Origin of the sequence: Rhodococcus marinonascens NBRC 14363, assembly GCF_001894885.1 — a bacterium.
GTDB lineage: Bacteria > Actinomycetota > Actinomycetes > Mycobacteriales > Mycobacteriaceae > Rhodococcus_F > Rhodococcus_F marinonascens.
Genome location: NZ_BCXB01000001.1, coordinates 381,750 through 394,304 on the forward strand (window position 1 = coordinate 381,750; position 12,555 = coordinate 394,304).

Annotated in this window: 10 protein-coding genes and 1 riboswitch; of the genes, 5 read left to right on the forward strand and 5 right to left on the reverse strand. The window is 63.2% G+C overall.

Going from position 1 to position 12,555, the window contains the following annotated elements:
- Positions 1-19 precede the first annotated feature (19 nt).
- Positions 20-919 carry a pseudouridine synthase gene (locus RM2_RS01825; RefSeq protein ID WP_072687109.1) on the reverse strand — a complete coding sequence of 300 codons (900 nt, stop codon included), beginning with the start codon at positions 917-919 and terminating at the stop codon, positions 20-22.
- 217 nt (positions 920-1,136) lie between these two features.
- On the opposite strand from RM2_RS01825, the gene RM2_RS01830 reads away from it, so the two are divergent.
- A complete protein-coding gene (locus RM2_RS01830; protein ID WP_245813702.1) occupies positions 1,137-3,125 on the forward strand; it encodes a CocE/NonD family hydrolase in 1,989 nt (662 codons plus the stop codon).
- 39 nt (positions 3,126-3,164) lie between these two features.
- Positions 3,165-4,043: an oxidoreductase gene (locus RM2_RS01835; protein WP_072687111.1), complete on the forward strand. Its 879-nt coding sequence runs from the start codon at positions 3,165-3,167 to the stop codon at positions 4,041-4,043.
- 24 nt (positions 4,044-4,067) lie between these two features.
- Here the strand turns inward: RM2_RS01835 and RM2_RS01840 are convergent, their stop codons facing one another.
- Entirely contained in the window at positions 4,068-4,490 is a 423-nt protein-coding gene (locus tag RM2_RS01840; protein ID WP_072687112.1) for an organic hydroperoxide resistance protein, read from the reverse strand.
- Positions 4,491-4,493: 3 nt separating this feature from the next.
- Entirely contained in the window at positions 4,494-4,952 is a 459-nt protein-coding gene (locus tag RM2_RS01845; RefSeq protein ID WP_072687113.1) for a MarR family winged helix-turn-helix transcriptional regulator, read from the reverse strand.
- A 71-nt stretch (positions 4,953-5,023) separates the two neighbouring features.
- Positions 5,024-5,129, forward strand: a riboswitch (TPP riboswitch).
- Positions 5,130-5,177: 48 nt separating this feature from the next.
- On the opposite strand from RM2_RS01845, the gene RM2_RS01850 reads away from it, so the two are divergent.
- Both RM2_RS01850 and RM2_RS01855 read left to right on the forward strand, forming a co-directional pair.
- On the forward strand, positions 5,178-5,942 hold the full coding sequence (locus tag RM2_RS01850) for a 3-oxoacyl-ACP reductase (protein WP_072687213.1): 765 nt from the start codon (positions 5,178-5,180) through the stop codon (positions 5,940-5,942).
- Positions 5,943-5,968: 26 nt separating this feature from the next.
- Complete coding sequence (locus RM2_RS01855; protein WP_072687114.1) at positions 5,969-7,279, forward strand: LLM class flavin-dependent oxidoreductase; 1,311 nt, start codon at positions 5,969-5,971, stop codon at positions 7,277-7,279.
- Positions 7,280-7,378: 99 nt separating this feature from the next.
- Here RM2_RS01855 and RM2_RS01860 read toward each other — a convergent pair whose 3' ends face one another.
- Positions 7,379-8,014 carry a class I SAM-dependent DNA methyltransferase gene (locus tag RM2_RS01860; protein WP_072687214.1) on the reverse strand — a complete coding sequence of 212 codons (636 nt, stop codon included), beginning with the start codon at positions 8,012-8,014 and terminating at the stop codon, positions 7,379-7,381.
- 260 nt (positions 8,015-8,274) lie between these two features.
- Between RM2_RS01860 and RM2_RS01865 the strand changes: the two genes are divergently transcribed.
- Positions 8,275-10,695: an ATP-dependent Clp protease ATP-binding subunit gene (locus RM2_RS01865; RefSeq protein ID WP_072687115.1), complete on the forward strand. Its 2,421-nt coding sequence runs from the start codon at positions 8,275-8,277 to the stop codon at positions 10,693-10,695.
- Between the two features lie 155 nt (positions 10,696-10,850).
- Here the strand turns inward: RM2_RS01865 and RM2_RS01870 are convergent, their stop codons facing one another.
- Positions 10,851-12,347: an MFS transporter gene (locus RM2_RS01870; RefSeq protein WP_084721588.1), complete on the reverse strand. Its 1,497-nt coding sequence runs from the start codon at positions 12,345-12,347 to the stop codon at positions 10,851-10,853.
- Positions 12,348-12,555: the final 208 nt, after the last annotated feature.

The following is a 12,555-nucleotide window of genomic DNA, read 5'->3' on the forward strand; positions in this document are numbered from 1 at the left end:
GGGGAAAAGGGAACAGGGGTCACGTCGGCCAGTCGAGGCTGCGCTTACTGACGAAGCGGCGCAGTGCGCCGGAGCGCGGATCGAGGAATTCCGCAGATCGAGCCAGCAGGCGAAGTGGCACCGAATAGTCTTCGGCAGCAACGTCATAAAAGTCGGGGTAGAAGTTGTCGCCGAAGATCGGAATGCCGAGCGAACTCATGTGGACGCGCAACTGATGCGTCTTGCCGGTGTGAGGCAGCAGGCGGTAGCGGGCGGAATCGCCGCGGACCTCGACGAGTTCGATGCGACTCTCGCTGTTGGCTGGACCGTCCACTTCGTACGCCTTCAACACGCCGCGTTCCTTGACGATTCGGCTTCGGATGGTGGTGGGCAATACGAGATCGGGGTCGTAGCGGGCCACCGCCTCGTACTCCTTCGTTACCCGGCGCTGATCGAACAGCGACTGGTAGTCGCGCCGGACTTCTCGTCGCACGGTGAAGATCAGAACCCCGGCCGTCAAACGGTCCAACCGGTGCGCGGGTGTCAGTTCGGGGAGATCGAGGTCGCGTCGCAACCGGACCAGCGCCGACTCCGCGACGTACGCACCTCGCGGCGTGCTGGCCAGAAAGTGGGGTTTGTCGATGATGACGAGGTTTTCGTCACGGTGGAGGATCTCGATCTCGAAGGGCACCCGGTTCTCGACCGGCGGATCTCTGTACAGGTAGACGAATCTGCGGTGCGCGAACGGGGTGGACTCGGTGATCGGCAGACCGTGCTCGTCTACGACTTCCCTCTTCGCCACCTTTTCCCGGAGTCGGATCTCGTCGTGCGGAAACCGTGCTACCAGGTACTCGAGGACCGTGGGCCACGTGCCGACGTCCGGCATCCTCAGCCGAGTCGGGTTGAGGCCGTTGCGGACGGGGAGTGGGGCGTCGGGCACTCTGCCACGGTAATCGAGATGCTGCTCTGCCGTTGACCGGGCGGACAGTCGTGGCTACTATCCGGTAAGTTTGTGATAATTCGTGACGCGGGCCACCCCTGTCTGGGCGCTGAGACGTGTCATCGGAGGATTGCGCAGGGGGTTCGAAGTCTGGGGGTTCGTAGTGATGGTACGTCGAGGGGCGTTTCGGCCGGGTGCGGCAGCAATCGCTCTGATGATGGCGGTGGGATTTGCAGTAGTTTCGGGCGTGACTGCGGCGGCCGACCCCACGGGCGGTGCGGCGGGCGTTCAATGGACAGCCGCGGTCGAGGCACCGCCCGCCTACCCGGTGATCGCCATCGACTGGGACGTTCCCATCACCATGAATGATGGAACCGTGTTGAAGGCCAACGTCTACCGCCCGGCTGATGCCTCAGGCAAGCCGATCGACACCACGATGCCCTCGGTCCTCAACATCACCCCGTATACGAAGCTGCTCAGCAATCTCGTCGATTCCGTGCTCGCCGTGCCGGGTTATCAAGACACGGTCGCCAACCTGGTTAATTCCTACAACCTGGCCGGAACGCCGCTCGACGGCGTCGGTGAATTGGCGAAGATGCTGACCGGGGGCGGCATGCGGATCTTCGCGGTCAACCGCGACCTCGTGCAGAACGGCTACACCCAGGTGGTTGTCGACGCCCGCGGCACAGGTTTCTCCCAGGGCGAATGGCAGGCACTCGGCCCCGTCGAGCAGCAGGACTCTGTCGAGGTAATCGATTGGATGAGCAAACAGAGTTGGTCTGATGGCAAGGTCGCGATGGCGGGCGTGTCCTATTCGGCCATCAACTCCCTGCAGGCCGCCGGGCATCAGCCGCCCGCTCTGAAGGCAATCTTCCCCACCGAACCGGGCAACGATCTGCTCCGCGACATCGTAGGTACGGGGGGCGGTCTGGGAGTCGGCTTCATGCCGCTCTGGCTGTCGCTGGTCAACGGACTCAAGTTCATCCCCAATGTGCAAGACCTCGCGCAGGGGCACTTCGATGAGCAGTGGCTGCAGGATCGGTTACGCGATCCGCTGACGCTGATTCCCGCCCTGACCGATGCGCTGACGGCGCAGAATTGGAGCGACCTCACCCCCGGCACGCTGAAGGTGGTGCAGGACGGCCAATTCTATGCGGAACGCAAGACGCAGACGGAGAACATCGAAGTTCCGACCATGCTCTACGGCGCCTGGCACGACATATTCGCGAACAGCGAGCCGAGGCTGTACAACGAGATCCCGCTGCCCGCCGGCGAGAAGCAGTTGATCATGAGCGACGCCTACCACATCACGTTCGGGGGCGGCTTTGGGAAACCTGGTGGGCCGCCACGGCTCGACGTCCTCGAACGCGCATGGTTCGACAAGTGGCTCAAGGGCATCGACAACGGAATCGACGGGTACGGCCCGGTCACCCTGTATCAGCAGGGTAACGGCTGGACGACCACCGATCAGTTCCCGCGGGCCGGTGTCGACTACCAACGGATGTACCTGTCCGGTGCCCCCAGCGGAACCGCCGGTCACGCTGCATACGACGGCAGCCTGGTGGCGTCGAAGCCCATCGATGCGGCCCGGCTCACCGTAGCGCCCGGCCTGCGCGGGTTCTGCTCGCGAGACTCAGCGCAGGGGACGGCGGGCGCGACCGTCGTCCTCGGGTCGGTGTGCAGTAAGGACTCCCGATTCAACGAAGTCGAGGGGCTGACGTTCACGAGCGCTCCGGTCGGGCAGCCCACCGAACTGTCGGGACCGATCAATCTGCACCTCGAAACGGTGCTCGACGCCCCAGATGGATTTTGGGCGGTCACACTCAACGACGTCTCTCCCGATGGCACGTCGACCACTCTCACCAATGGAGCGCTCACCGCATCGATGCGGGCTGTGGACGATTCGCAGAGTGCGAAGTCAGAAAACGGTGATTACATTGAACCTCAACATTTTTTGACCGTAGAGACCCGTCAGCCTCAGGTTCCGGGAGAAGTGACACCAATCGATGTCAATCTCGTTCCCACCGATGCCGTTCTCGCGCCCGGGCATCGGCTACGTGTCGACGTGTACGCGAGCAGTATTCCCCGGTACCTGCCGATCGGACCGATACTCGCGGACAGTCGGTTGAGGCCACAGCACGTTCAACTCGCTCCGGACCGGCCGAGTTTCATCAATCTGCCGCTGGTCGGAGCACAGACGTGGTGAGGGTTTCGCCGCACCACCGTCCTTCCGTAGTCTGAACCCATGACCAAATGGACAGATTCGGACATCGTCGATCAGCATGGCCGCACGTTCGTCGTCACCGGCGCCAACAGTGGTCTGGGAGAAGAGGCCGCACGTGCTCTGGGTAAGGCTGGGGCGCACGTCGTCCTCGCCTGCCGGAACATCGACAAGGGGGAGGCGGTCGCGCGATCGATCGGTGACAACGCCGAAGTCCGGCGGCTCGATCTGTCGGATCTGAAGTCGGTGCGCGAGTTCGCCGCCGGTATTGACTCCGTCGATGTACTGGTGAACAACGCCGGCGTGATGGCAGTGCCGCAGGGCAAGACTGCCGACGGATTCGAAATGCAGATCGGCACAAATCATCTGGGACATTTCGCGTTGACTGGGCTACTCCTCGGTAAGATCACCGACCGAGTCGCCACGATGTCGAGTTTCGCGCACCAGATCGGATCCATTGATCTCGACGATCTCAATTGGGAAGCCCGCAAATACAACCGGTGGACGGCATACGGGCAGTCGAAGCTCGCGAATCTTCTGTTCACGTACGAGTTGCAGAAGCGCCTGTCCGCAGCGGGCTCGTCGGTCAAGGCCCTGGCTGCACATCCGGGCTACGCGTCGACAAACCTGCAGGGGCACACCGAGTCGATTCAGGACAAAGTGATGGGGGTCGGCAACGTGATCTTTGCGCAGTCGGCGAAAATGGGCACGTTGCCGATGCTGTACGCGGCCACCGTTCCCGATGTGAAGGGCGGCAGCTACATCGGGCCGGGCGGACTGTTCGAGCAGCGCGGATACCCGAAGGTGGTCGGTTCCAACAAGAAGTCGCGGGACGAGCAGACCGCCGCCGCCCTGTGGTCGCTGTCGGAAGACTTGACGGGCGTCGAGTACAAGTTCGCCTGACTCGACGCCCGCCCGGCCTGCTGTTCAGTCTTCGGTGACCTCGAGCGTGACCTCGATGTTGCCGCGAGTGGCGTTGGAGTACGGGCACACCTGGTGCGCCTTCTCCGTCAGGTCGAGTGCTTCTTCGCGCGGCATATGCGGGAGTGAGACCTCGAGGGTGACGGCGAGGCCGAATCCGCCGCCGTCGATCGGGCCGATCCCGACGCGGGCGCCGACAGCCGAGTCGGCGACATTGGCCTTGACCTGACGGGCGACCAACTGGAGCGCCGAGTGGAAGCACGCCGCATATCCGGCGGCGAACAGCTGCTCGGGGTTGGTGCCGTCGCCCGATCCACCCATTTCGGTGGGGATGGCGAGGTTCAGGTCGAGCCGTCCGTCCGACGTGCGAGCGTGGCCGTTGCGGCCTTCTCCGGTGGCGAGCGCTTCTGCGGTGTACAGGATGTTCATGGACTACTTCTTTCTCGTGGGGGTGGTCGGGCTATGGCGGTGGAGTGATTCGGTGAGGTTGGTCAGGGTGTCTCGCAGGGCACCGAGTTCGTCGGCGTCCATACCTGTCGAGCGAGTGAGTTCGGCCGGAATGCCGACGGCTTCGCCGCGCAGGGCGGCGCCCGCGTCAGTGAGGTGGATGCCGACCCTGCGTTCGTCGGCCGACTCGCGTCGGCGTTCGACCAGTCCGAGGATTTCGAGCCTCTTGAGCAGCGGCGACAGGGTGCCGGTGTCGAGGACGAGGGCGTCGCAGAGTTCGCTCACTCCGCGACCGTCTTGCTCCCAGAGCGCCAACAGCACCAGGTATTGCGGGTAGGTCACTCCCAACTTGTCGAGCATCGACCGGTAGGTGGCTGTCATGGCTCGGGAAGCCGAGTATAGAGCGAAGCACACCTGGCGGTCGAGGGCGAGGTCGTTGGGCACCGCTAAATGATTGCACACAACTGGATTGTGCACAACCTATTAGTTTGATCGGTGGCAGGGCTTACACTGTGGCCAGTGACTTGGGGTGCTGTCCGGCGAGAACGCCGGGCGGCTGAGAGCAAACCCATTGAACCTGAACTGGGTAATTCCGGCGAAGGGATGTCGCGGGGGCGGCCGCATGCGCTCATCCGATGTCTCGTCACCGGTGAAACGGAAGGTGAAAGCATGCAGTTCGACAAGCAAATCGTCCTGGTAACCGGTGGAGGCCGGGGTCTGGGCACCTCGATCGTGCGGTCGTTCGCGCAGCAGGGTGCGCGCGTGATCGTGAACTACCGGAACAGTCGGGATGCCGCCGAAGCACTCGCATCGTCCCTCGACGCCGGCCAGGCGATCGCGCTGCGGGCTGATGTCACGGACGCAGAACAGGTGAAAGCCCTGTTCTCTGCCGCCGAGGAACATTTCGGCTCGCCGGTGACTACGGTAGTCAACAACGCACTGGTTGACTTCTCCTTCAACGGCGACGCCCGCGACAAGGCAGATGCCATTACGTGGGCGGCCTTCGACTCCCAATTCCGGGGGAGCGTTCAGGCGGCACTCCACACCACGCAGGCGGCACTGCCGGGCATGCGTTCGCTCGGGTTCGGCCGGATCGTCAACATCGGAACCAATCTGTTCCAGAACCCCGTCGTCCCGTATCACGATTACACGGCGGCCAAGGCGGCGGTGTTGTCGTTGACGCGCACGCTCGCCTCCGACCTCGGTCCAGACGGCATCACCGTGAACATGGTGTCCGGTGGCCTATTGCGGACCACGGACGCGAGCGCAGCCACGCCTGACGAGGTATTCGATCTGATCGCGGCCGGCACTCCGCTGCAGAGCGTCACCACTCCGGACGAATTCGCCGACGCGGTGCTCTTTTTCGCCTCTCCGTGGTCGCGCGCGGTGACCGGCCAGAACCTCGTCGTCGATGGCGGACTGGTCAAGGACTGATCTGGGCGGACTCGTCAAGGACTGCTATGGCCAGGCAACTGCACTTCAATGCGTTTCTGTTCGGCTGCGGCCACCACGGTGCGTCGTGGCGGCACCCGGCATCGCCGGTGGAACGACTCGGCGACATCACCTACTACGAAGAACTGGCGCAGACCGCTGAACGAGGTTGCCTCGACGCGGTGTTCTTCGCCGACGGGCACTCGGTCCGCGACCCTTCCACCGGTTCGTGGTGGTTTTTCGAGCCACTCACCGCGCTGTCGGCGATGGCGCGCGCCACCAAGCGGGTCGGTTTGGTGAGTACGGTGTCCACCACGTTCTACACGCCGTTCCACGCAGCCCGGATGCTGGCCTCGCTCGACCACATCAGCGGTGGCCGCGTCGGCTGGAACGTCGTGACGTCGATGTTCGACGCCGAGGCACGCAACCACGGTCTCGAGGAGATGCCATCACACGACGAGCGGTACTCACGTGCCGCAGAATTCGTCGACGTGGCTCTGGCCCTGTGGGATTCGTGGGAACCGGACGCGCTCGTCCTCGACCGCGACGGGATGTTCGCGGATCCGGCCAAGGTGAATCCGATCCGTCATCAGGGTAATCATTTTCTGGTCGACGGGCCGCTGACCGTGCCGCACTCGCCGCAGGGTCGCCCCGTGCTGTTCCAGGCGGGCGCGTCCGATCAGGGCCGCGATCTGGCCGCTCGCTACGCGGAGGGCATCTACGCCGTCGCCTACGACCTCCCGTCCGCGCAGAGCTACTACGACGACGTGAAACGTCGCATCGGTCAGGCCGGCCGCGACGCCGACGCGGTTATTGTCATGCCCGGCCTGGTCACTTACGTCGGATCGACCACCGAGGAGGCCCGCCGCAAGAAGGCGGAACTCGACGCGCTCCTGCCTGTCGAGCAGTCGCTGGCGCAACTGTCGATGTTCGTCCAGCAGGACTGCAGCGAGTGGGAACTGGACGCGCCGGTTCCAGCGCTCCCGCCGTTGTCGGAGTTCACCGGGCCGCAGGGTCGGTACGACACGATCCTGCAGATCGTCGAGAAGGACCGGCCCACCGTGCGGGCGCTGCTGGGCACGTTGGCGGCCGGCGGCGGGCACTGCACCATGATCGGCACCCCTGAGTCGATAGCCGACGAGATCGAACTGTGGTTTCGCCGCGGGGGGGCCGACGGCTTCAACCTGATGCCTCCGCTGTACCCGAACGGCCTGGCCGACTTCGTCGACGAGGTGATCCCCGTGCTGCAGAAGCGGGGTCTATTCCGTGCCCGGTACGAGACGAAGACGCTGCGCGACCACCTCCGCGGGCGCGAGTTGTCGAGTTTCACCAACGATTGACGAGACACGCCACTGCGCTTTGGCGAAGGCCGGGTGTGTCGGAGGCGCCCGTCAAAGTTGATGCTTCGTCCGTAAACCGGTCGCTGAGGGGCCGTGGCGTCAGCTCACCCGCTTGGTGGCGAGAAGATAGGCGTGTTGAGTTCGCTCACCTTCCTCAGCTTCTCGAACGAGACGTGCGGTCACGTCAAAACCGGCTTGGTGCAGGAGTTCGGTGATGCGCCCCGGAGACCAGCGATACCCGGGAGCGACTTTATGGTCGAATGGTTGCATCGTGTTCGGCTCGTCGGCTGCCTGGAACGCGAGCAGAACGTGACCGTCGCGACCGAGCACACGGTAGAACTCGGCGAACTGACCCGGAAGTCGCTGTGGCGGAGTGTGAATGATCGAGTACCAGGCCAGCACACCACCAAGAGTGCCATCGCATATATCCAGTTCGTCCATCGACCCTTCGGAGAACCGCACCGCTGGATTCGTCTGACGAGCCAGTCGGATCATTTCCGGCGACAGGTCGACCCCGAACGTATCCAGGCCAAGAGAGAGCAGGTGGCTGGTCAGCCGGCCAGGCCCACAGCCGAGATCGGCCACCGGCCGTGCTCCATCGGCTTGGACGAGCTCGGCGAACGCGGCAAGCATCGCACGGTCGAGCGGCTTGGAGTCGAGCAAGTGCTGAAAGCGTGCTGCGTAGATGACGGCAACGTTGTCGTAAGCGTCTCGAACGGTCTGGATATCGGTCACGATTGGACAGTAGATCTGCGGCAGCAACGTTGCCACGCGATCAACACCGACTTCGCAAATCTGCTCCGGGGCACCGTGTCATACGCGGCTCCTTCGCATCGCGGCCCAGTCGATCCGGCGGCGCATCTCGCTAATCTTCGGTGCAAATCGACACGGGTAGTCGTCCCTGGGAGAAAGTTTCGGGGAGATCCGGGAATTGATCGGGGACCTGGCATGTTAGTTGAGTGAGAAACGCTCAACTTCCTACAGGAGGCTTCGGAATGCCAGCATTCTTCGGGCCACAGGGCCCCGGTCGTATCGACATCAGCCGTCTCATGAGCCGGTCCACCCAGGAGCTCATGGCGGGTGCGGCCCGCTTCGCCGCAGGTCGTGGTGACACGGACCTCGATGCACTGCACGTTCTGCGTGTCATGGCAGAACAGGAGCCCGTCAAGTCCCTGATGCAGCGTGCCGGAGCCGACCCCTCGGCAGTCTCGGACGCTGTCGAACTACGCCTTCCCCAGGGACGGAACTCGTCAGGCTTCGCCGTGCCCGCACTGAGCGGCGCGCTCAAGACTGCCCTGCTCGAGGCGCATCAGCTCGGGCGGGCCCTCGGATCCACCTACATCGATCCCGAGCACCTCTTCCTGGCGCTCGCCGCGGATCACGACCATGCCGCCGGGCGGTTGCTGGAATCCGAGGGCATCACCCCGGAACGCCTGCAGACCGCACTTCAGGGTGGTGCTGTCGAGGAGAACCCCGGCAGTGGGACTCCGACGCTGGACAAGTACGGTTTCGATCTCACCGAACGCGCACGCAGCGGAGGTGTCGACCCCGTCATCGGCCGGGCCGACGAGATCGAGCAGACCATCGAGATCCTGTCACGCCGCACTAAGAACAACCCCGTTCTGGTCGGTGAAGCCGGCGTCGGCAAGACTGCGATCGTCGAGGGATTGGCCCAGCGCATCGTCGACGGTGAGGTACCCGACCGGCTGACCGGCAAGCGCGTCGTGCAGCTCGACCTGTCGAGCATGGTGTCGGGTACTCGCTATCGCGGTGACTTCGAGGAGCGCCTGAACAAGGTGATCGACGAGATTTCCGCCCACTCCGACGAGCTGATCGTCTTCATCGACGAGGTACATTCCATCGCCGGTGCCGGAGGCGGCGCCGAAGGTGCGATGGATGCGGGCAACATACTCAAGCCGAAGCTGGCCCGCGGCGAGTTGCACATCGTGGGTGCCACCACGCTCGACGAATATCGCACCAACATCGAGAAGGACCCAGCGCTCGAACGCAGGTTCCAACCGGTGACGGTGCCGGAGCCGAGTGTCGAGGACGCGGTCGCGATCCTGTCCGGTCTGCGTGATCGGTACGAGAAGCACCACGGCGTCCGGTACACCGACGAGGCGATCTCCGCCGCCGTCGAGTTGTCGGCCCGCTACATCGGCGACCGCTTCCTGCCGGACAAGGCGATCGACCTCATCGATCAGGCAGGTGCCCGGCTGGGGCTGCGGATTCCGACCGTCGACATCGAGGCCCTGCAGAAGAAGGTTGAGGAACTCGAGCAGGCCAAGGGGCAGGCCGTCGCCGACGAGCAGTACGAGAAGGCGTCGGGGCTGCGCGACGAGATCACGGTCATCCGGGCCCGGATCGGTGGCAGGGCGGACACGGCAGACACCGCACCCGAGGTGACCGCCGAGCAGATCGCCGAGGTCGTGTCGCGTGCCACGGGAATTCCGGCCAGCCAGATGACCGAGGAGGAGAAGGAGCGCCTGCGCCGCCTCGAGGACGAACTGCATCGCCGCGTCGTCGGCCAGGACGATGCGGTGAAGGCGATCGCCCGGGCGGTCCGGCGCAGCCGCACCGGCATGAACGATCCGGACCGTCCCGTGGGTAGCTTCCTATTTCTCGGGCCGACCGGTGTCGGAAAGACTGAACTCGCTAAGGCCTTGGCCGCCACGTTGTTCGGTGACGAGAGCAAGATGCTGCGGCTCGACATGAGCGAGTTCGGCGAACGACACACGGTCAGCCGACTCGTCGGGGCTCCCCCCGGCTACGTCGGGTATGGGGAGGCTGGACAGCTCACCGAACAGGTTCGGCGGAACCCGTACTCGGTGATCCTGCTCGACGAGATCGAGAAGGCACACCCCGACGTGTTCAACACGCTGCTGCAAGTGCTCGACGACGGTCGGCTCACGGACGGTCAGGGTCGGACGGTGGACTTCAAGAACACCGTCCTGATCATGACCAGCAACCTCGGGTCCGACATCATCTCCAGCAAGTCGGGTGCCCTGGGCTTCATCACCGGTGACGCCGAGGCTTCCGAGAGGCCGCTGCGGGACAGGGTGATGGGTCGCCTGCGCGAATCGATGCGGCCGGAGTTCCTCAACCGGATCGACGAGATCGTGATCTTCCGCAAGCTCGACTCCGATCAGCTGCACCGGATCACCGATCTTCTATTGAACGACAGCCGGAAGAGGTTGCAGTCCAAGGGTATCGAGATCTCGTTCAGCGACGCCGCCGTCGATTGGATAGCTGGGCACGGGCATCAACCCGAGTTCGGGGCGCGTCCGCTGCGCCGCTCGATCCAGCGGGCTGTAGACGACAGGATCGCCGATCTACTGCTCGACGACCTCCTCGTCGAGGGTGGCAGCGTGGCGGTCGGAGTGTCCGACGACGAGTTGGATCTCGTGGTCGACTGAACCCGGCGCGAGTGGCACAGCGCGCCCCGGCACGCTGTGCCGCTCGCATGCGCGGGGCGCGTCGCGTCCTTGGTCGATCAACCGGTCACGTTGACTGTCGAGACTGGCCCGAACAGCTACGTCTCGGGCGACAAAGACGATTGTCTGGTCTGTACTCATGAACCGGTCTTCTCCTTCGTTTCGAGGTTGTTGTTCCATGGGTCAGTGGTCAAGCGCAGCCGAGACGGGATGATCGGGACAACCAGCATGACGATGATCAGCAGGACGATGATCCATAGCAGGCTCGTCTGGAAGGCCGAGGTGTAGGAACTGTTCAGGCTGTCCTTTGCGTGGTTGTCCAGGACTGCGAAGAACGCGAAGGACGTCAATGCAATGCCGACTGCCAGACCCACCTGGTTCAGGGTGTTGAAGACTCCCGAAACCGATCCGGCGTCTTCCGAATCCACCTCGGTCAGAACGAGATCGGCAAGGGGCGAGACGATTGTGCCCATACCCAGTCCCATTACGACCAGCGGGGCGACCATAATCGTCGAGCTCATGTCGGTTTCCTCGGTCAGTACGAGGAACAGAACTGCACCCGCAAGCATGAGCGCCGTGCCGATGAAGAGAGTCCCACGTCCGAGTTTTGGAGCCAGTATCTGGATTGCGAGCCAGGAAGAGATTGCTGCAGCAATCGCGAATGCGAGCCCTGTCGTTGCGGCACGGATCGGTGACCAACTGAGACCTGTCTGCATGTACATGGTCCAGGTGAGGAAGAACATCCCCGAAGCTGTGGCAAAGAATATCTGGACCGCAAATCCACCAGATGTCGATCGCTGCTTGAAAATTCGTGGTGATATGAGTGGCGTCTTGCCGACACGTTCGAACGCGATCTGGCGGTAGACGGCCGCGGCTCCGACGACGACGGCCAGCGCCATCATCAACCAGCACCACACCGGCCATCCCTCTTCGCGTCCGACAGTGATCGGGAAGAGGAGCAGAAACAGCGTTGCGGCGAACCCGGTGGCGCCTAGTACGTCGAGTCCCTGTGAGCCCTGGTTCGTGGACTCCTCGAGGAAGCGCATTCCGAGAACGAATCCGAGTACACCGACGAAGACATTCACCAAGAAGATGGGCCGCCAATCCGTGCCTGCTATGTCGAGCTCGATCAGGGTGGCGCCTATGAGCTGGCCCAGGACGGTTGCAAGTCCGATGGTGGCGCCGTACATCCCAAATGCCTTTGCCCTTTCCTCCTTTTCGAAGGTGACGTTGATGATCGACAAGACTTGGGGGACCATCAGGCCGGCACCCATACCCTGTACGACCCTGGCTCCGATGAGTAGACCTGCATCCGGTGCGAGTCCTGCGAGTAGTGAGGAGAGGGTGAAGATTGCGATACCCACGATGAAGACGCGTTTTCGTCCGTAGATGTCGCCCAACCTGCCGCCGATGATCATGGTAGCTGCGAAGGTCACGGAGTAGCCTCCCGTGATCCATTGAAGACCCGCAGGCGAAGGGCTGAGATCGGCTGAGATGTACGGCAAGGCGACGTTCACGATCGTGACATCGGCGAGATCCATGAATGCTGCCGCAAGAATGATCGCCAGGCCGAACCATTTGGTCCGATCCTGAACTGCTGGTGCTTCTTTCAGTACCTCCGCAGTCTGGTGCACGATGTTGCCCTCACAGTCTTGCTATTGGATTCGGGTGGCGCTCTGCGTCGATGTCACCGACTCGAGCAAGTTGTTCTCGGCGTCGCACACCGTGGAGGTGCAGGTTGACGTGTAGCTGTTCTGTCCCGTAAGAGTGGCTGCGTAGTCGATATCGCGATCCGACCGAGATTCTCGCCGTCGGCGCTCAGTACTTTCCGTATGCGGACAT